Origin of the sequence: Brevibacillus fluminis, assembly GCF_052072235.1 — a bacterium.
Lineage (GTDB): Bacteria > Bacillota > Bacilli > Brevibacillales > Brevibacillaceae > Brevibacillus_D > Brevibacillus_D fluminis_A.
Map to the genome: position 1 here is coordinate 1,483,066 of NZ_CM125436.1, position 19,435 is coordinate 1,502,500.

Genomic DNA, 19,435 nt, shown 5'->3' on the forward strand with positions numbered 1-19,435 from the left:
AGGAGTTAACGCGATGAAAAAAACGGTAATGTATTTGTTGCTGCTGCCTGGACTGATCTTTTTGACGCTGTTTATGATCATTCCGATCGTGCTCGTCATCGGCTCAACCTTTTTTCAGCAAGGCAGTTTTACGGTCGCAGGGTATGTGCAATTTCTCACCGACCACTATTTCCTCAATATTTTGCTGACAACGCTGGAGGTCAGCCTGGTCACCACGATCGCATGCGTGCTGCTCGGTTTTCCTGCGGCCTACTATATTTCCAGGCTCGGGCCGCGCAAAAAAGGCATCCTGCTGGCGCTCGCGATTTTCCCTTTGTTGACCAGCTCGGTCGTCCGCTCGTTTAGCTGGATGATCATCTTGGGCAAAAAAGGCTTGCTCAACAATGCGATTGTGGGCCTCGGCCTCGCAGATAAACCGCTCGACATTTTGTACACGCCGACCGCGATGATGATCGGGTTGATCCATCTGTTCCTGCCACTCATCATCATCACGCTCGTCGGGGTAATGGAAAATATCGATCCGGATTTGCTGAAGGCGGCGGAAAGCCTCGGCGCGTCGCGCTTCACAGCTTTTGCCAAAGTAATCGTCCCATTGAGCGTGCCGGGGCTTATCATCGGCAGCATTCTCGTTTTCGTCGGCAGTCTGACCGCTTACACGACGCCGGCTTTGCTGGGCGGAAAGCAGCGTGTCGTCTCGACGTTTTTGTATCAAAATGCGATGACGCTCAATGACTGGTACATGGCGTCCGTCATCGCGACGATCATGATCGTCATCACGTTTGTTGTCATCGGCTTGATGAACAAGCTGGCGACCAAATTGAATCCGAAGGGGTAGAACGTATGCAGGAGAAAAATCGCGGGCTGGCCCTGTTTACTTTTCTGGTGTTTCTGTTTTTGCTCGGGCCGCTCCTCATCATCTCGCTCACCTCGTTTGAACCGGGGACTGTCTTGAAATTCCCGCCGCAAGGCTTTTCCTTGCGCTGGTACCAAAATATTTTCAAAGTGGAAATGTTCATGGAGACGTTCAAAACCTCCATTTTCGTATCGCTGTTAGGCAATGTGCTGGCGCTTTTGCTCGGGATTCCGGCCGCGTATGCATTGAGCCGCTTCCAGTTCAAAGGCAAGGATGCATTGAACGCCATCTTCATTTCGCCGGTGCTGATTCCCGGCATCGTGCTCGGCTTTGCCATGTTGAAGTACGTCATCGTGATCTATCATTTGCCGATTTACGCCGCGCTTCTGGTCGGCCATACGGTCGTCATGCTTCCTTTCATCATCCGCGTTGTGGCATCGAGCTTGTCCAACTTTGACTTCGCCATCGAGGAAGCGGCGCTCAGCCTTGGCGCAGGCCACTTTGAAACGTTTTATAAAGTGGTGCTGCCCAACATCCGCTCCGGCATCATCGCCGCGATTTTGATCGCGTTTCTCGAATCGTTCAACAATGTGGACATCTCGGTATTCATGACAGGACCGGGCGTCAGCACGCTGCCGATCCAGATGCTGACCTATGTGGAGAACAACTTTGACCCGACGATCGCCGCCATTTCCGTGCTGCTCATGATCATCACGGGTGTGCTCATGTTCGTCATCGAACGGCTGATGGGGCTATCTTACTTTACAAAACGATAACGGAGGCATCTATTCATGGCTTTGCTCACGCTGGAAAATGTATCGGTTGCCTATGAAAATCAGTACATTCTCAAAGATTTCAACCTGAATATTGAAAAGGGGCAGCTCATCTCGCTGCTCGGGCCGTCCGGCTGCGGCAAAACGACGACGCTGCGCCTGATCGCCGGATTTTTGGAGGCGAAGGACGGCAAATTTCTGTTTGACGGCAAAGACTACACACGCGTGCCGGTCAACAAGCGCAATTTCGGCTTTGTGTTCCAAAGCTATGCGCTGTTTCCGCACCTGTCGGTTTTTGACAACGTGGCATTTGGCCTGCGCTTGCGCAAGGTAGGCGACGCGGAAATCGCAAAGCGCGTCCACCAGATTCTCGAGGTCGTCAGCCTGAAAGGCTTTGAAAAACGCTTCCCGAAAGAGCTGTCCGGCGGTCAGCGCCAACGCGTGGCGATCGCCCGCGCGCTCGTCATCGAGCCTGACCTCTTGCTGTTCGACGAGCCGCTCAGCAATCTCGACGCCAACCTGCGCGTCAACATGCGCGTGGAAATCCGCCGAATTCAGCAGGAACTGGGCATCACGACCGTTTATGTGTCACATGACCAGGAGGAATGCTTCTCCATCTCGGATCAGGTGGCGATCATGAACAAGGGTGTAATCGAGCAGCTCGACGATCCTGCGACCATTTTCAAGTATCCGAAAACGGAATTCATCGCGCGGTTCATCGGCTTCAACAACTTTGTCACCTTCAGCGAGCGGAGTGAAGCGGACGGGGAGATTGTGCTCAAAGGACATGACCATACGTTTGCGGCCGCACTCAATCCGGGAACAGCGGGGCGCGCTGGCCAAAAATGCGCGATTCGCCCGGACGATCTGCTCATCTCGACGCAGGACGCGCACGGCGAAAGCAATGTCGTCGCCGGTCGTGTAAAGATCAGCACGTTCCTCGGCAGAAGCTATCAATACGTCGTGGAAACGGCTTTGGGAGATTTCACGGTGAACCAGGAAATGGAACAGCCGTACAAAAACGGGCAAGCGGTCAATCTGCGCTTCCCGAAAGAAAAACTGGTGCTGGTCGAGTAGTGCTGGAAGAGGAGGAGTACGCATGTACGTCGATACGCTGATTTTGAACATACACGTATACAACAGCTATTTCAAAACGTTTGTGCCGGGCAATGTTGCGGTTCAGGGCGGGCGCTTTTTCTATATCGGCAATCGCGGAACGGACACGTTTGAAGCGGGGGAAATCATCGAGGGTGCGGGGCGGCATATGATTCCCGGCCTGATCGACATCCATTTGCATATCGAGAGCACGATGGTAACGCCGGAGACGTTTTCCTACGGCTTGATCCAAAACGGCGTGACGACCATCGTGCCGGAGCCGCATGAGATGGCGAACGTGTTCGGCATCGCCGGGGTGAAGGAGATGATCCGTGCCAGCAAAGACTGCGTGGTTGACATGTTTTATGCGATCCCAAGCTCCGTCCCCGCCACCGCGATGGAGACGACAGGCGGCGCGATTGAACTGGAAGACATCGATGAGCTGCTGCGGACAGAGACGATCAGCTGTCTGGGCGAAATCATGAACTATGTGGACGTGATTGCCGACCCTGACTGCAAGACCAACCGGATTCTCGATCACATTCGCAAGCAGTACCCGAATCTGGTGATCGAAGGGCATGTGCCGAAGCTGCTGGATCTGGACTTGCACCGGATCATTTTTGCCGGCGTGGATTCCGACCATACGCATCAGACGGTGGAAGGGATGAAGGCGCGGATCGCAGCCGGCATGTTCCTGGAAATCCAGGAAAAATCGATGACCGACGATGTGATGAACTATTTGATCGGAAACGATGTTGCGGAGCATTTTTGCTTTGTCACCGATGACGTGATGACCGATTCGCTTTACAAGCGCGGCCATCTCAACAATTTGGTCAAAAAGGCGATCAAGATGGGCATGGAGCCGGAGCGTGCCATCTATGCCAGCAGCTTCACGCCGGCGCGCAGAATGCGGATGCATGATCGCGGCGCGATCGCACCGGGCAAAATCGCCGATTTCGTGCTGCTGTCCGACTTGCGCGAGTTCGCCATTGCACAAGTTTACAAAAACGGGCGAAAAGTCTATGACGCAGCGGAAGCGTATGAGCAGGTCGTGAAGCCAAACCAGTTTCCGGCGCATTTCTACGAGAGCGTCAAGCTGGCGCCGCTTGCTGAAACGGATTTTGAGGTGAACATCGATGCCGCAGATGGCACGTATCTGTGTCGCGTCATGATGGTCAAGGATGGGTCGACCTTCACAGATGAGCACCATGGCGAGGCGCGTGTGCAGGACGGCAAGCTGTGCTGGCAGGAAAGCGACTTCGGCCTGATTACGGTTATGGATCGCTACGGCATCAATGGAAACAAAGGCTGCGGCTTGATCGGCGGCGACACGATCAAGCGCGGCGCGGTTGCAACGACGTATTCGCACGACAACCACAATCTGTTGGTCATTGGTCACAACCCGCACGATATGATGGTTGCCGCCAATGAAGTGATCCGCAATCAGGGCGGCTTCTGTGCGGTTGAAGATGGCAACGTGCTTGCGTTTCTGCACCTGCCAGTCGGCGGTATTTTGACGGAAGAGCCGCTGGAAAAAACCGCGCGGGAAGTGGAGGCGCTCCGCCGCGCGATGGAATCGTTAGGCTACAAGCATTACAACCCGATCATGTCCATCAGCACGCATTCGCTCCCGGTCAGCCCCGCGCTGAAAATTACCGACCTGGGCTTGATCGATGTGAATAAGGGGAAAGTGGTTTCGCTGTTTGTGTAAGCAAGGGAACCGATGGAAAGCGGGCGCTGGAGACGATCTGGCGCCCGGTTTTTTTGCAGGGGATATGCTACAGTAAAAAAGTAGAGCGTGGCTTTGCATGCGTGCGGCAGCGCATCTTTTTTGTTGGCGTACACGCTTCCTGTCCAGTTATCATGGGCGAGGAAGCTTTTTTTCAGTTGAGCAAAACTTTGTGTTTTTCCATACCATCGCCTTCCCGATCAACTTTTCCAGCTTATTATGTCCGAAATATTGTTTACTTCAATAAAAACCTCTGTTTCAATTGAGTGGTTGCCACATTTTGCAAAAAGGATGTTGAGATAGATGCAAAAGTTCGAGGAGATGCCGCAGACAGACATGGCGCAGCTGTACAAAATGCATTGGCCGCTGCTGTTCTCCATCGCCTACCGTTTGCTGGGGACTCGTTCGGAGGCGGAAGATATTGTGCAGGATGTGTTCGTTTCGCTGCAGGCGGTCGATCGGGAGCAGGTTGAGAACATGAAGGCGTTTTTAAGCAGGGCCGTGACCAACCGCTGCCTGAATCTGTTGAAATCGGCGAAAAAGCAAAGGGAGCTGTACGTCGGACCATGGCTGCCCGAACCGCTCTATGCCCTGGACGGAAACGAACCGCTGCAGCGGCTGGAGCTGCAGGAGAATATTTCGTATGCGTACCTGGTCATGCTGGATCAGCTATCTCCCGTTGAGCGGGTCAGCTTTGTGCTGAGGGAAGCGTTCGGCTACGAATATGAGGAAATCGCCGAAATCGTCGCCAAATCAGCGGAAAACTGCCGGAAAATCTGCAGCCGCGCACGGCAAAAAATGAAGCGGGGGCAGGCGCAGAACGCAAGTCATCCGCAGCAGGAGCGCATTGTGCAGCGCTTTGGGGATTTGCTGCAAACCGGGCAGATCGCAGAAGTCGTGGCGCTTCTCTCCGACCAGGTCGCGTTTATCTCCGATGGCGGCGGCAAGGTCAGGGCGGCAATGCGGCCGATTATCGGCATCGGGCGGGTGTCTGCGTTTTTGGCGGGAATCAGCGCCAAAGGCTCTTTTTCCAAAGGCATTCGTCCCGTGCAGGTCAACGGACAGTCGGGTCTCATGGTCACGCGGGATGGTTCGCCGGCCGCCGTCTGGTCGTTCGGCTTTGATGAAACGACGGGGCACGTTACACGTATTTATGCGGTGTTCAACCCGGACAAACTGCCGGGCGGCGTCACTTTTTAAAAAGTTTTTTCTCGTTTCCTGTCACAAATCCTTTGCTCGGTTGTCTGTATGGATGAAAGCACGACAATTACTGGCCGATTGGCATAAGGGAGGATCATGACATGCAAACAAGATTCGATATGGGGATGGCAATTCCGGAAGGGTACCGCGCGATGATCGGGTTGGAGCAGTACGTGATGAATACGAGCATCAGCAAATCGCTCCGCGAGCTGATCAAAATCCGGGCGTCACAGCTGAACGGCTGCGCGTTTTGCATCGACATGCATACGAAGGAAGCCCGGAGTCTGGGCGAAACGGAGCAGCGCATTTACGGGTTGAGCGCGTGGCAGGAGTCCCCGTTCTATAGTCCGGAGGAACGCGCTGTGCTCGGCTTGACCGATGCGGTCACACTGGTCGCCCAGACGCATGTGCCCGATGACGTGTATGAAGAAGTGCGCCGGTATTTTGATGAGAAGCAAACCGCAGAAATCATCATGCAGATCGTCACGATCAATGCGTGGAACCGGATTGCCGTGTCAACGCGCAAGCTCCCGCCGATCAATGAAAAGTAAAAAAGCGAGTTTCGTCGCAAGTGCCAAGACCAGCCGTCAGCAGGCTGGTCTTTTTACGTACCGGGTGAGCGGCACGCCGTCATCCACCGTCAATACGGCTCCGGTCGAATAGGGGAGATCATCAAAAAAGCGATGTCTTCCGGCTGACTCATCGGCGGGAAAGATTCGTCAACTTACAATATTGTAAGGAAAGGCGACGCTTTTGTAAGGAAAATCGATTTATCGGATGTACCTGGCTGCATTACAGTTAGCTATTGAAAAGCAGCTGCGTTCGATTTGCTTGCTGCAGCTTTTGAGGAGGTACTGACAAGTGGATGTTTCATCGTTGAATCTCGCGTTATTTCGAACCATCAACGATCTGGCGAGCGGACACCCCGCGCTGAATGCGGTCTTTGTCTTTTTCGCGGAGCAGATGGCATATGTATTGGCACTGAGTATGGTGCTGTATTGGTTTACGAGAACAAAGCAAAACAGGCTGATGGTGATTTCCGCAGTGGTGTCATTCGGTATTGCCGAGCTGCTCGGCTTGCTGGCTGGCCATTTTGTTTCCCATCCCCAGCCATTCGCGGCGCTGCCGCACGTCAACCAGCTGATTCCCCATGACGTAGACAATTCGTTTCCAAGCGATCATTCGCTGCTCTTTTTTTCCGTGTGCGCCTCGTATGGGCTCGTCCGCAAAAAGGAAGGGTGGCTATGGCTTGTTGTCGCGTGCTGTGTCGCTGTCTCCCGCGTGTGGGTGGGCGTGCACTATCCGGGAGACATTGCGGCAGGCGCGCTGATCGGGATCGTTTCCGCGCTGGCGGCATACCGGATCGTGCCCAAGCTCTCGGCAGTCGCAGGCTTGCTCGCTGTTTATGAAAACGTAGAGAAGCGGTTTTGGCCTGTGAAAGTGAAAGGCAGGACGATGTAAGCAGCGAGGATCATACCAAAATTCTAAAGAACGAAACCGCTTTTCGCCCCATAAAAAGATCCCCCATAGACGTGGTGGGGGATGAAAGAGGAGTTGAACATAACGCTTTAAGCGTAATATACATTTTTTTGAAACAGATTAGAGAGCGGAAAAACTACACGGAAACTTCAACGGGAAAGGGATTATTTGGACAAGGGGACCACATGTTTTTGCCACTCGCCGGGTTTTGCCAATGGAAGCAGCAAAAGTCCGTCTTTCCAGTCATCTGGGTTCGCATTCGGCAAAAGCCGAGGTATGGCAAGAGATTTGCTGGTTGTGTCCGGCAGCGCATTTCCAGCCGCTAGCGTGTTTGCCAGCAGCAATAAGGCCGGCAGCCACGCCATCGCGATGCTTTTCGGCAGCAAATGAATCACCTCCTTGCTCGATTGGTTGGCAATCATTGTTATAGACGAGAGGGGCATCCAGACGTTTCTGTGGCATATTTGTCGAAACATTCCTGCTTGTTCATTCGTACTACATAGAAAAAGGGGAGTTGAAGAATACAGTGATTGAGCAGGGAGGATTTTTTTTCCACAATGACTTTTTCGGACCGCCGTGGTGGTTTCTGCTATTTGCCGGAATCGTCATCGCGATGATTGCGTTCACCCTTTTAAAAGGGGTGGCGCAGTGGATGTCGAACAACGCCTCGCCGGTGGAAACGGCGATGGCTACGGTGATTGGCAAGCGCACCAGCACGTCGGGCGGGCATAATACCAGTGTGACTACGCACTATTACGTTACTTTTCAATTCGAGAATCAGGAACGCCGGGAGTTCGCCGTCTCCGGCAAGGAATATGGCATGCTGGTCGAAAACGACACGGGCCTGCTGACCTACCAGGGGACGCGGTATAAAGGGCTGCAAAGGCGGTTGATGTAGCGGCGCGAGGACAAGATGGCGTACATGGCACTATTTTTGCCGGAGCTGAATGAACGGCGGTCAGAGGGAGACCCGGAAATGTTGGCTGGAAGGAAAAAGTCAGGGGAGCCCCCAATTCTCAACGAATCGGGGGGATGCATGTTAGCTGTAAACAGCCATTGGTTCGTGGATTTGGACTTTTTGATAAATTTGCCCCATGGCTTGCATCGCCTCTTGCGGAGCGGGGATTGCTGGATACCATCCTTTTTTGACCATGAAAGCCCATACTTCATAGGCTTGGTGGGAACACATTTTGAATGCATCCTCGAGGAACGAGCGGAGTTGGGGAACGGTGCACTCAAACGCGGCCCAGGCATATTCGCGTCCAGCACGCTTCAATGTTAAAAGGTAAGAAGTAGCGATAGACCGATCGTCCAGATCATTTCGCTTGACCTGTGGCTGAACCGGTTGAACTTGCGCTGGTGTGACGGATAACGTTTGAAGGGGAGGGACATTCAACTGGTCGCTGGAACCGGACTGTTGTGTTGCAAATTCGACTTTCATATTGTAATCCTGAACATGGACGGAGAAGTGGCGGAGGATCATGTCCTTTAATTCTTGATCCTTTGCCTGTTCGCTGAATAAAGCCATTGAATTGATGGAATTGGTACAACTCATCAACAGTTCGTTTAATTCACACGCTTCATGGATTCCAAGTTTCACTGACGCTGTCACTCCTTGTCTGATGATCAATCCCTTTTATTATTTTGATAAGAAGAGTGATTTATGTATGCCCTTTTGACCGCAAAACGGTAAAGAGAATCACTTTTTCCATTGCAGCCCAACGGAAAATGCCGCGCTCCTGGTGCGTGACCAGAAACAAGCATTCAGTGGCAAAAAGCAGCGGGTAGGGTGGAGTTCGGACCCGAATCATACATAGCGTGCCATACATCGGAAGACATCCGCAGCAACAGGGCGTTTGCGGATGTTTTCTTTTTTTGGAAAGAAGGGGCTTGCTAAAACTAATGACGTTAGTTAATATAAAACTAACGATATTAGTTTTGATACGAGAGGGGACGTTCCCATGCGGATGATTCGTGAGCAGAGTGTGTACCAAGTGACGTTTTTGCCCCGATTTTTTCCGGTGAATTGCTATTTGGTGGAGGAAGACGACGATTTGACCTTGATCGACGCAGCCTTGCCGTACAGTGCAGCCGCTATTTTGCAAGCAGCCGAACAGATTGGCAAACCGATTGCGCGAATCGTGCTGACACATGCTCACGGTGATCATATCGGCGCCCTCGACGCCTTGAAGCAGGCGCTGCCGCATGTGCCGGTCTTGATTTCGAGCCGTGATTCCCGTTTGCTGGCCGGCGACCGTACGTTGGACCCGGGTGAGCCGAATACGCCGATCCGCGGCGGCGTGCCGAAGCCGGACACGATCAAAACCCGTCCCGATGTGCTGCTCGCTGACGGCGATCGGGTGGGATCGCTGCTGGCGGTGGCGACACCGGGGCATACGCCGGGCTCGATGGCGTTTCTCGATACGCGCAATCGCGTGCTGATCGCGGGCGATGCATTCCAGCTCCGCGGCGGAATCGCTGTATCTGGCAAGCTTCAGCCGTTTTTCCCGTTCCCCGCAATGGCTACCTGGAACAAGCAAGCTGCGCTGGATAGCGCCAAAAAGCTGTATGATCTGCAGCCCTCGGTGCTTGCCGTAGGTCATGGCGAGATGCTTCGCCAGCCAATGGTCCAAATCGCAAAAGCAGTGCAAACAGCGGAACAAAAGCTGCACAACAACTACTAAGGAGGGAGCGCCATGTCGCCTCGAATGGGGCTGGATTTGCCGACGATTTTGCAGGCTGCCGCAGAAATAGCGGATGCAAAAGGATGGGAGGAAGTGACGCTCGCCGCATTGGCGCAAAAGCTGGAGATTCGCTCCCCGTCGCTGTACAACCATGTGGACGGCTTGAGCGGCTTGCGCAAAAAGCTGGCTGTCTACGGGCTGGATCTGCTGTACGAGCGGTTGGTGCAAGCAACGGCAGGCGTGTCTGGCGATGATGCCGTGCGTGCGTTCGCGCGAGCTTACCTTTCGTTTGCCAGAGCGCATCCTGGCTTGTATCCATGCACACAGCGTGCGCCAGAAGAGCGCGATGACGCCTATGCACAGCGCGCCGAAAAAATCGTCGAGCTGATCGTCCGGGTGCTGCAAGGATACGGCCTGCAAGGAGACGAAGCCTTGCATACGATCCGGGGTCTGCGCAGTCTGCTTCACGGCTTTGCACTGTTGGAAAAAGACGGTGGATTCGGTTTGCCGCTTGATCTCGATGCCAGCTTCTCCCTTTTGATCGATACGTTTCTTGCGGGCATCCGTTCCCTGCAAGGACGCAGCAGCTAAATCAAGCAAATGCGCGACACAAAACCATCCGTCACATGCGGATGGTTTTTTTTTGCGTACATGCAGGAGACTCGTAACGGAAATTCAGTTCCATCGTCTTACAAAGAAGAGACAAAAAATGGATGGAAATTTGCAGAAATTTTCGCGATACTTGACTGGAAGGAAATTCCGGTGACATTCCAGAAACTAGGAGTAAATGCTGAACGTGCAGTATCTCAAGATTCGGTTTGGAAAAGGGAAGAGAAGGAAGGATGGGCAAAGTGGAAGAAAAGACAGGAAAAACAGAAGAAGCACAGCAGTGCCCCAAATGCGGTTCGCGTGAGCTGGGCAAAGGGAAGCAAAGCGGATATGCGGCGGTAGTGCCGCAAGACGGCTTTTTTCGCATCGGTGCTTCCATCATCCACGTGATCTGTACGGAGTGCGGCTATATTGTAGAAAGCTATGTAGACAAACCGCAAAAGTTCAAAGAGTAGGTGTAAAGGCGCCTAACATACACAAAAACAATCCCACACCGTGACTAAGGGCAACTCAACAAATGAGCCACCCTCAATCCTCGATGATGTGCTCGCTGAGAATGTCTTTCGCTTTTTCCATGCGGAGTTTATATTCTTTTGCTACGACTTGTAGGGCGGACACAGATTCGACCATATCCGGCTTCAGGCTTAGCTCATCGATCGCTCTGTGAATATGCTCGAGCTTTTCTTCTGTTTCTCTGATGTAGGCAACGACATCCAATGTATCCAAGTAAATCACCTCGCCACTAGTTTGAGTCATGAACGATGTTCCTATGCATGGATAAACAGGTTATTTGCGAAAACAAAAACGGCTGTTCTCAAGATGAGGCAGTCGTTTTTTCTTCGTTACGATACGCTGGGTAAAGAAACTTTGCGCGCGTCCCGAAAGCTTCAGCAATAAACAGACAAAGCAAAAGAGGGGACCAGCGCGTCCCCTCTTCTTATTTTTTCACGAGATGCCTGTATTTCTGCAGCTTGCGAACGACAGACGGCTGGCTGAGTAAAGCCCAGTATCATCGTCAGCAAATCTTCTTTCCGCTCGCGAAGCGGCGGGATATGGATCGGGATGACCGAGGGGCGGAAAAACAAATCTTGACGAAAGCGCCCTGTGTCCACTTTTTCTTTCAAATCCACATTGGTGGCGGCAATCAAGCGGAAGTCGACGTGCCGCGGCGTTTTTTCGCCCACGCGGTAAAATTTTTTCTCCTGAATCAGCGTCAACAGCTTGGCCTGCAGCGAGACGGGCAGCTCGCCGATCTCATCGAGAAACAGGGTGCCGCCCTCGGCTTGCTCGACCAAGCCCGTGCTTCCTTTGGGATTGGCTCCGGTAAAGGCGCCCGGCGCATAGCCGAACAGCTCGGATTCCAAAAGCATTTCGGGGATGGTCGCGCAGTTGATTTCGACCAGCGGGCCGGTACGGTTGCTGTGGGTATGGATATATTTCGCGATCACGTTTTTGCCAACGCCGGATTCGCCGGTTAACAGGACGGTGGTGTCATACGGTGCGACCTTTTGCGCCGTGGATAGCACGCCGATGATCTGGGGGCTGGTGGCGAAGAGGTCATCCTTTTTTTCCTTGGCCGATCGCAGCTCCATCAGCTCGCTGCGCACCTTTTTGATCTCGTTTTCCATGACGGTCACATATTCCTTCAACTGCTCCACTTCCGTCACGTCGTGCGTATAGCTGACCACGTATTTTTGGCGGCCGCGTTTATCGAAGATGATCAAGCCGGTCACAAGCACCTTTTTGCCTGATTTCGTCTCCTGCACCATCGTTTGCTTTTTGCGGGTCGTCAAAACTTGCCGCGTGATCGACGGATAAAAAACTTTTTCCTTTTCCATCTGGAAAACAGACTTGCCGATCAGCTCCTCCCGCGTCATCAGGAAAAACGGCTCTGTCGCTTTATTGGCATAAAGCACAACGCCTTCCGTATCGGTGATCATGATGCTGTCGCGGATATAGTCAATGACATCTTCCCAATCCGTTGCCCGAATCGCGCTCATTGGCCCCCCTCCTATATTTATCAGAAAATTCATTCCACTCTAGGGTATAGCACAAGAAACGCTTATACAGAAAAGGATAAGGAGCTATACAAATCGGAATAAATTTGCAGAAATGCCCTGTTAAAAGTGAGCCTAATTGACGCGCGGAAGCTGGCACGAAACATGCGAAATTTGATTCAGTGAGAATCTCGGCATCAATGGAAAGGGCGTGGGACTGATGGAGAAGGAGAAGCGCGGCATACTTGATTGGGTGACGGCGCATGAAAAAGAGCTGTCCGACTGGAATCAGCTGATTTGGGATTATGCCGAGACAGCCTGGCGCGAATACCGCTCGGCTGCGTGGTATGTGAGCAAGCTGCGGGAGGAAGGGTTCGCGGTTGAAGAGGGGAGCGGCGGGATGCCGACCGCTTTTTGCGCGACATGGAGCAATGGCGAGGGGCCTGTTATCGGCGGTTATGCCGAATACGATGCCGTGCCGGGCAATTGCCAGGCTGCCGATACAATCGAGCGTCCCCGGGATGGGCTATCCAAATACGCGGGCGGCCATACCGATCCGCACTCCGCACTAGGGATCGGTTCGCTCGGCGGTTTTTTGGCGGAAACGGAGCGGTGCATAGAGCCAGAGGAAGCGGAGCGCCTGATGCGTGACATGCTGCCAGCCTGGCAGCAGCACTTTACCTCGGACGATTACACGGAATATTGCTGGCATGCCCCGACAGTCAGGCTGTACATCGGCAGACCGACGCATTCCTCACCCACGCCCGAATACCGTTATCCAAGCTGGGTGATGAATGCGCTCGGCGGCATCCGCGCCTGCATCGATCCGATGATCATGAGCGATTCCAAAACGATCGGGATGACGATCGTCGACTTGCTCACCAAGCCGCAGGTGCTGCAAGCAGCCAAGGAAGAATTCATCCAGCGGACGGAAGGTGGCATCGGGGGCGCCAAATGGCTTGCACCGCTTTGCGACTATGAGCCCCCGATCGAGGTGCGCTGGCCGGAATATGTGACGACGGCGAGAGGCTATAATCGCTGGATCATTCCATAAGAGATGGGTGACGATTTGCCGGGACCACGCGCTGTGGTCCTTTTTTGCATGGAAACATTCTGGTTCTGCCTGTGGTTTATAGCTGCATGCTGCCGGCTATTGTCTTTTTCACCCGCAACTCAGTACAATTTGGGGATGAGTGTAATGAGGTGGTGTATGCGCATGAAACAATTTCCGGTCGATCAGATCGTGCCAGAGGTGAAAGCCGCGTTGCGCGATCACCGCAGCGCCGTGCTGACAGCCGAGCCGGGGGCGGGCAAAACGACGCGCGTTCCGCTTGCGCTGCTGGATGAACCGTGGCTTGCCGGACAGCGCATCCTGCTGCTTGAGCCAAGGCGGTTGGCCGCGCGTTCGGCTGCCCGCTTCATGGCTGCCTCGCTTGGCGAGAGTGTGGGAGAGACGGTAGGCTACCGCGTGCGGATGGATACAAAAGTTGGCCCTGCGACGCGCATTGAGGTGATCACCGAAGGGATATTGACCCGTATGCTGCAGGCCGACCCTGCGCTTGAAGGAGTCGGACTGATTATTTTTGACGAGTTTCACGAGCGAAGCCTTCATGCCGATCTGGGGCTGGCGCTATCGCTGCAATCGCGGGATGTGCTGCGGGAGGATTTGCGCATTTTGGTCATGTCCGCCACGCTGGAGGCGGAGCCTGTGTCAGCCTTGCTCGGTCAGGCGCCTGTCATCCAAAGCGTCGGGCGCATGTTTCCGGTGGAGACGCGGTATTTGAAACGTCCGGTTGAAGGGCGGCTTGAACCGGCAGTCGTTCGCACGATCCTGGAGGCATGGGAGCAGGAGAGCGGGGATTTGCTCGTGTTTTTGCCTGGAGCGGCCGAAATTCGCAGGGTAGAAATGCTGCTCGGCGAAGCGCTGGCAGACAGCAGGCTGCGAATCGCTCCGCTTTACGGCAGCTTGTCCGCGCAGGCACAGGACCGAGCGATTTCGCCTGCCAAACAAGGCGAGCGAAAAATCGTCCTGGCTACCTCGATCGCCGAAACCAGCTTGACGGTGGAGGGGGTGCGGATCGTCATCGACAGCGGGTTGATGCGCGTGCCGCGCTTTTCGCCGCGAACGGGCATGACCCGGCTGGAGACGATTCCGGTGTCCAAAGCCGCTGCCGATCAGCGCAGAGGGCGTGCGGGACGCCTTGGCCCGGGCGTCTGCTACCGGCTGTGGCCCGAGGAGCAGGAGCGTTTTTTGCAGGCGCGCAGCACGCCGGAAATACTGGAGACAGACTTGGCCTCGCTTGTTCTGGAGCTTTCGCTGTGGGGGATCGCGGATCCGGCCGAGCTTGCCTGGCTCGACTTGCCGCCTGCCGGAGCTTTTGCCCAGGCGCGTGAGCTGCTGCAGCAGCTGGGCGCACTCGGCGAGCGAGGGGAAATCACGCCGCACGGGCGAAAAATGGCGGAACTCGGCGTACAGCCGCGGCTCGCTCATATGATTTTGCAGGCCATTCCGCTTGGGCACGGGAGTCTCGCATGTGAGCTGGCGGCGCTGCTTGGCGAACGGGACATTGTGCGCCGCAGTCAGCGGGGGCATGATGCCGATTTGCGGCTGCGCATGGAATTGCTGCATGCGTTTGCGAATGGCGGACATTCGCAAGGTCGAGACGTGGTGGTTGATGAGGCGGCGATCAGCCGTATTTTGCTGGAAGCCGCGGAATGGAAACGGTCGCTTGGGATTGAAGCGAACCAGGGAGAGCAGCGTAGTGGTGGTGATGTGATCGGACTTTTGCTTGCGTTCGCCTTTCCCGATCGAATTGCCCAGCGGCGTACCAACGGGCGCTTTTTGCTGCGCAACGGGCGAGGGGCTGTGCTGGAAGGCATGCAGCCTTTGGCAAACGAAGCGTATCTTGTGGCCGCCGAGTTGGACGATCAGGGGGCAGACAGCCGGATTTATTTGGCGGCCCCCGTGTCGCTCGCCGATTTGCAGCGCGAGTGCAGTGAGCAATTTGCGGAGGAGACGCTTGTCAGCTGGGATCGCGAGACAAAGAGCGTACAGGGGCGCAAACGGTTGCGGCTCGGTGCGCTGATGATCAAGGAGGCACCGTTGCCCGCCGTCGATCCACAGGTGCTGCTGCAAGCGCTGCTTGATGGGATCAGGGAGGAAGGACTGGACATGCTGCCATGGACGAAGTCTTCCCGGCAGTTCCAGCAACGACTGTGCTTTTTGCATCGGCAAGACGACAGTTGGCCCGACATGGGCGATGAGGCGCTCGCAGCTACGCTCGAAGACTGGCTCGGCCCCCATCTGTACGGGATGAAGAGCGCAGCCGATTTGAGTCGGCTCCAGCTATTTTCGGCTTTGGAAGCGGTGCTTACGTGGAATGAGCGTCGTCAGATGGACGAGTTGGCCCCGACGCATCTGGTTGTGCCGAGCGGCTCGCGAATCCCGATCGATTACAGCGATCCGGCGGCTCCGTTTTTGTCGGTTCGACTGCAGGAGATGTTCGGTCAGCAGGATACGCCTCGCATCATGCGCGGCAAGGTTCCGCTCATTCTCCACCTGCTTTCCCCTGCCCAGCGCCCGGTTCAGGTGACGCGGGATTTGGCCAGCTTTTGGCAACATGCGTACTTCGAGGTGAAAAAAGATTTGAAAGGCCGCTATCCCAAGCATTACTGGCCCGATGATCCGTACAGCGCGGTGCCAACCAACCGGGCGAAGCCGAAAAGCTAGCCTTTTCTTTTCCAGTGGATGGTTTTTCTGTGCCAGACGCGTCATAATAGAGGTATTACTGCCAGGATGTGAATGCAAGCATGCAATTGATCGTATTTGATTTGGAAACAACATTAACCTACCAGAAAGACATGATCCCGGAGATCATTGAAATCGGGGCTGTGAAAATAGAGACCGACAAGGCTGGCATGCCTGTGGATACGTTTCAGCGCTATACGTTTCCTGCAATCCAGCGGCGCATCTCGGAGCGCACGCGCAAGTTTATCGGGTTGAACAAGGAGGACATGCCGACGTTCATCCCGTTTCGCAAGGCGTTTGACGACTTTCTGGAGTGGATCGGTGACGGAGACTATCATCTGTGCACATGGGGGCCTGATGACAAAAAGCTGATGATCGAGCATTGCGCCCGCTTCGGGTTCAGTCTCGAGTGGCTGCGCAATTTTAACGACATCCAGCCGGCTATCAGCCAGCTTTTGGCCAATAAAAAGCAAATGAGTCTGAAAGATGCGATTGATTCGGCTGGCATCGTACAGGAAGGGAGATTGCATTCGGCGTTGGTCGATGCAATCCATACCGCGCATTTGCTGGTGAAGTACAACAAGCACGTACCGCTCGTCCGAAATACCCCGGCGGAAAACTATTATATGGCAAGTCCGCTCCATATCACGTGCAGAGCGTGCGGCAAGAACAAGTTCTATAAGGAGTTTGGCTTGAAGAGCAAAATGTGCCAGCCTTGTCTGCATGCGCGGAAAAAAGATAGCCAGAAAAATGGGGATAATCCAGACAAGTCTCAGTTTACGACAGAGACGTAACGGTGGTACGAAAAAGGAAAGGCCTCTCGCGGAGATCACGAGAGGCCTTTCTTGCATGTCCCGGTTTTACAGTAATTGCCGACTGAAAGCCCACGGTTTCAATCGTGGGATGAAAGACGGCTTTGCCCGAACATCCCTTCATGGGATGGGCAGGGCAAACACATAGCACATGTGTGAGTGCTATTCTTTTTAAATTTATCCCTACCACAGTATCTCTCATCAACTATCATTTTGTTTTTTGCCCTCGTTATCGAAGAAAAGTGTTAGTGACACAGGTGGAAATTCGATTCAAGGAACTACTTGAGATGATATGCCAAGAGAATGACTGGCATATTGTAGCAATGGAAGTCATGCCGGATCATGTCTATCTGTTCCTGAACTGTCTTCCCACTGATTCTCCATCAGACATAATGGCAAAAGTGAAAGGAGTGTCATCTCGAATATTGAGGCAAGAATTTGAGCATCTTGCTCATTTGCCGAGTCTGTGGACACGCTCTTTTTTCGTAAGCACAGCAGGAAACGTATCAAGCGAAACAGTAAAATGCTATGTCGAAGAACAAAAGAAAAGGGGGTGAACTCATGCAATCTTTAACTGTCAAAATCCGAATTTTCCCTGATCATCCAGATGTTCTTCGCCAATTAGGAAAAGAGTATATTCGGGTAGTGAACCAACTGAGTGAACAGGCGGAACAACTTGGCGTGTTTCCGAAAGTGACAACCAAAGATGTAGAATCCCAACTCCCCTCTGCCGTCTGTAATCAAGCCATTCGTGATGCCAAGAGTGTATACCGAAAAATCAAGAAGTTGGGGACTCGCCCTATTCTGAAAAAACCTGTCTATTTCGTCAACAATCAAAACTACACGGTATCCGAAAATACAGTTGCCTTCCCGATCGTTGCAGATGGAAAGGCGAAGAAAACAACGTTTTGTGCGACGATGACGAGCCGAGATAGGGAATGGTTACGCAAAGGAAAATCTGGATTGATGCGTATCATTGAAAAGGCAGGGAAATGGTACGCTCAAATTTCGGTAGAAGTGCCTACAAGCGTAACAACCAACGAAACCATCATGGGTATTGATCTTGGTTTGAAAGTTCCTGCTGTTGCTGTCACTTCTACAGGTAAAACCCGATTCTTCGGAAACGGCAGACAGAACAAGTACATACGAAGAAAGTACCAACAACGTAGACGTAAATTAGGGAAACTCAAAAAGTTGTCTGCCATTCGCAAACTTGGCAACAAAGAACAACGTTGGATGAAAGATCAAAACCATAAGATAAGTCGTCAAATTGTCAATACAGCCATTCAGGAAGGTGTGTCCATAATCAAGCTTGAGCGACTAAAGAATATTCGCAAAACGGCAAGAACAAGCCGTAAAAACGCAAGGAATCTGCATAGTTGGACATTCTATCAGCTTCAGCAGTTCATCTCCTACAAAGCAAATCTTTCTGATATACAGGTTGTGAAGGTCAATCCTGCCTACACTTCTCAATCTTGTCCAGCCTGTAGAGAGAAGAACAAAGCGAAAGACAGAAGGTACGAATGTTCATGCGGATTCAAAACTCATCGTGATCGGGTTGGAGCTATCAATATCATGCGTCAACCTGTGGCAGATGGTAACAGTCTGTCAGCCTAAGATGCTAGATGCACTGTCTTAGGACGGGCTGATGAGACAGCCCTAAACTTGGGGGAACTACGGATAGCAGAAATGCACGTCCGACTACCACCCAAGAATCCCACTGATACCAAAGGTGTCAGCTTGCGGCTTTAGCCGTGGGAGTCTCAAAGATGCGTAAAGAGAAAACGAATGCCTTTTCCGATCATTCGCAAGATAAACACGACGAAACCGCACATGTCCATAAATTTTTCCAGTGCATACCAAAACCCCGTTTTTTCTTCCGCCTCATCTTCAGCGACTTTTTCTTCAGGGGACTGTTTTGTATCCAGACTCATGCGTGAATCCTCCTTACCCGTAAGCGTGGTTAATCTATTTTACACGGATACCGTGATGGCAGTTGACTTTATTTTGCGTGAAAATGGACAGGCGCGCGTCCCTCTTTTTACGTATTTGTTTCCATGGTTTGAAGAAAGAGAGTGTGCTGCGAAGCGCGATGAAAAAACCGGTTGTACCTGAAAAAAGGTGATCGATCGATGCTGGTTTTCGGGTTTCCAAGGCGGAATGGCAGCTGTGATATTCGCAGGAGGAAGAACAGGACTGTACCTAGCGAACTTTCGTTTTTTAATTTTGCTATTGACTTTTGTTTTTGTGTCTGCTAGTATTAGAAATCGTCAGCGGTAGTGATAAACGAATTGCTAGACTTCATAAAATGGCCCGTTGGTGAAGCGGTTTAACACAGCAGCCTTTCACGCTGTCATACAGGGGTTCGAATCCCCTACGGGTCACCACCATTTTGCGGACGTAGCTCAATTGGTAGAGCGTCGCCTTGCCAAGGCGAAGGTCGAGGGTTCGAGACC

21 protein-coding genes and 2 tRNA genes (1 of these 23 cut by a window edge) are annotated in these 19,435 nt (G+C 53.0%); 18 read left to right on the forward strand and 5 right to left on the reverse strand.

Going from position 1 to position 19,435, the window contains the following annotated elements:
• Positions 1-13: 13 nt before the first annotated feature.
• The 7 genes from ACTID9_RS07580 (at position 14) to ACTID9_RS07610 (ending at position 7,111) form a co-directional block, all read left to right on the forward strand.
• A complete protein-coding gene (locus ACTID9_RS07580) occupies positions 14-835 on the forward strand; it encodes an ABC transporter permease (protein ID WP_441070600.1) in 822 nt (273 codons plus the stop codon).
• Between the two features lie 5 nt (positions 836-840).
• A complete protein-coding gene (locus ACTID9_RS07585; RefSeq protein WP_441070601.1) occupies positions 841-1,629 on the forward strand; it encodes an ABC transporter permease in 789 nt (262 codons plus the stop codon).
• 15 nt (positions 1,630-1,644) lie between these two features.
• Entirely contained in the window at positions 1,645-2,703 is a 1,059-nt protein-coding gene (locus tag ACTID9_RS07590; RefSeq protein WP_441070602.1) for an ABC transporter ATP-binding protein, read from the forward strand.
• 22 nt (positions 2,704-2,725) lie between these two features.
• Complete coding sequence (locus ACTID9_RS07595; RefSeq protein WP_441070603.1) at positions 2,726-4,432, forward strand: adenine deaminase C-terminal domain-containing protein; 1,707 nt, start codon at positions 2,726-2,728, stop codon at positions 4,430-4,432.
• Between the two features lie 321 nt (positions 4,433-4,753).
• Positions 4,754-5,650 (forward strand): RNA polymerase sigma-70 factor, encoded by an 897-nt coding sequence (locus ACTID9_RS07600; protein ID WP_441070604.1) that lies wholly within the window; start codon positions 4,754-4,756, stop codon positions 5,648-5,650.
• A gap of 101 nt (positions 5,651-5,751) precedes the next feature.
• On the forward strand, positions 5,752-6,201 hold the full coding sequence (locus tag ACTID9_RS07605; protein ID WP_441070605.1) for a carboxymuconolactone decarboxylase family protein: 450 nt from the start codon (positions 5,752-5,754) through the stop codon (positions 6,199-6,201).
• Between the two features lie 310 nt (positions 6,202-6,511).
• Positions 6,512-7,111 (forward strand): undecaprenyl-diphosphatase, encoded by a 600-nt coding sequence (locus ACTID9_RS07610; protein WP_441070606.1) that lies wholly within the window; start codon positions 6,512-6,514, stop codon positions 7,109-7,111.
• A 182-nt stretch (positions 7,112-7,293) separates the two neighbouring features.
• Here ACTID9_RS07610 and ACTID9_RS07615 read toward each other — a convergent pair whose 3' ends face one another.
• The gene (locus ACTID9_RS07615; protein ID WP_441070607.1) at positions 7,294-7,515 is read right to left on the reverse strand and encodes a hypothetical protein; all 222 of its coding nucleotides are present in this window, start codon (positions 7,513-7,515) and stop codon (positions 7,294-7,296) included.
• Positions 7,516-7,655: 140 nt separating this feature from the next.
• Here ACTID9_RS07615 and ACTID9_RS07620 point away from each other — a divergent pair, with 140 nt between their 5' ends.
• Positions 7,656-8,027: a DUF2500 domain-containing protein gene (locus ACTID9_RS07620; RefSeq protein ID WP_441070608.1), complete on the forward strand. Its 372-nt coding sequence runs from the start codon at positions 7,656-7,658 to the stop codon at positions 8,025-8,027.
• Between the two features lie 141 nt (positions 8,028-8,168).
• Here ACTID9_RS07620 and ACTID9_RS07625 read toward each other — a convergent pair whose 3' ends face one another.
• On the reverse strand, positions 8,169-8,729 hold the full coding sequence (locus tag ACTID9_RS07625) for a spore coat protein (RefSeq protein WP_441070610.1): 561 nt from the start codon (positions 8,727-8,729) through the stop codon (positions 8,169-8,171).
• A gap of 361 nt (positions 8,730-9,090) precedes the next feature.
• On the opposite strand from ACTID9_RS07625, the gene ACTID9_RS07630 reads away from it, so the two are divergent.
• From ACTID9_RS07630 to ACTID9_RS07640, 3 genes are all read left to right on the forward strand, one after another.
• Entirely contained in the window at positions 9,091-9,813 is a 723-nt protein-coding gene (locus tag ACTID9_RS07630; RefSeq protein ID WP_441070612.1) for an MBL fold metallo-hydrolase, read from the forward strand.
• Between the two features lie 12 nt (positions 9,814-9,825).
• Positions 9,826-10,404: a WHG domain-containing protein gene (locus tag ACTID9_RS07635; protein ID WP_441070613.1), complete on the forward strand. Its 579-nt coding sequence runs from the start codon at positions 9,826-9,828 to the stop codon at positions 10,402-10,404.
• A 251-nt stretch (positions 10,405-10,655) separates the two neighbouring features.
• On the forward strand, positions 10,656-10,877 hold the full coding sequence (locus ACTID9_RS07640; protein ID WP_441070614.1) for a transcription initiation factor TFIIIB: 222 nt from the start codon (positions 10,656-10,658) through the stop codon (positions 10,875-10,877).
• A gap of 73 nt (positions 10,878-10,950) precedes the next feature.
• Here the strand turns inward: ACTID9_RS07640 and ACTID9_RS07645 are convergent, their stop codons facing one another.
• Positions 10,951-11,178: a hypothetical protein gene (locus tag ACTID9_RS07645; RefSeq protein WP_441070615.1), complete on the reverse strand. Its 228-nt coding sequence runs from the start codon at positions 11,176-11,178 to the stop codon at positions 10,951-10,953.
• A 131-nt stretch (positions 11,179-11,309) separates the two neighbouring features.
• Positions 11,310-12,422 carry a sigma-54 interaction domain-containing protein gene (locus ACTID9_RS07650; protein ID WP_441070616.1) on the reverse strand — a complete coding sequence of 371 codons (1,113 nt, stop codon included), beginning with the start codon at positions 12,420-12,422 and terminating at the stop codon, positions 11,310-11,312.
• Between the two features lie 217 nt (positions 12,423-12,639).
• On the opposite strand from ACTID9_RS07650, the gene ACTID9_RS07655 reads away from it, so the two are divergent.
• The 5 genes from ACTID9_RS07655 to ACTID9_RS07675 all read left to right on the forward strand — a co-directional run bounded on the left by ACTID9_RS07655 (position 12,640) and on the right by ACTID9_RS07675 (position 18,596).
• A complete protein-coding gene (locus ACTID9_RS07655; protein ID WP_441070617.1) occupies positions 12,640-13,473 on the forward strand; it encodes a hypothetical protein in 834 nt (277 codons plus the stop codon).
• 162 nt (positions 13,474-13,635) lie between these two features.
• A complete protein-coding gene (gene hrpB, locus ACTID9_RS07660; RefSeq protein WP_441070619.1) occupies positions 13,636-16,149 on the forward strand; it encodes an ATP-dependent helicase HrpB in 2,514 nt (837 codons plus the stop codon).
• Positions 16,150-16,229: 80 nt separating this feature from the next.
• Positions 16,230-16,961, forward strand: coding sequence for an exonuclease domain-containing protein (locus ACTID9_RS07665; RefSeq protein ID WP_441070620.1), 732 nt, complete (start codon positions 16,230-16,232; stop codon positions 16,959-16,961).
• A gap of 140 nt (positions 16,962-17,101) precedes the next feature.
• Positions 17,102-17,536 carry an IS200/IS605 family transposase gene (gene tnpA, locus ACTID9_RS07670; protein WP_441072483.1) on the forward strand — a complete coding sequence of 145 codons (435 nt, stop codon included), beginning with the start codon at positions 17,102-17,104 and terminating at the stop codon, positions 17,534-17,536.
• A 4-nt stretch (positions 17,537-17,540) separates the two neighbouring features.
• On the forward strand, positions 17,541-18,596 hold the full coding sequence (locus ACTID9_RS07675) for an RNA-guided endonuclease InsQ/TnpB family protein (RefSeq protein WP_441069673.1): 1,056 nt from the start codon (positions 17,541-17,543) through the stop codon (positions 18,594-18,596).
• A gap of 146 nt (positions 18,597-18,742) precedes the next feature.
• Here the strand turns inward: ACTID9_RS07675 and ACTID9_RS07680 are convergent, their stop codons facing one another.
• Positions 18,743-18,913: a hypothetical protein gene (locus ACTID9_RS07680; protein ID WP_441070622.1), complete on the reverse strand. Its 171-nt coding sequence runs from the start codon at positions 18,911-18,913 to the stop codon at positions 18,743-18,745.
• Between the two features lie 376 nt (positions 18,914-19,289).
• Between ACTID9_RS07680 and ACTID9_RS07685 the strand changes: the two genes are divergently transcribed.
• Together ACTID9_RS07685 and ACTID9_RS07690 are read left to right on the forward strand one after the other, a co-directional pair.
• Positions 19,290-19,366, forward strand: a tRNA-Glu gene (locus ACTID9_RS07685).
• A gap of 7 nt (positions 19,367-19,373) precedes the next feature.
• Positions 19,374-19,435 (forward strand) — tRNA-Gly (locus ACTID9_RS07690) (it continues 14 nt past the right edge of the window).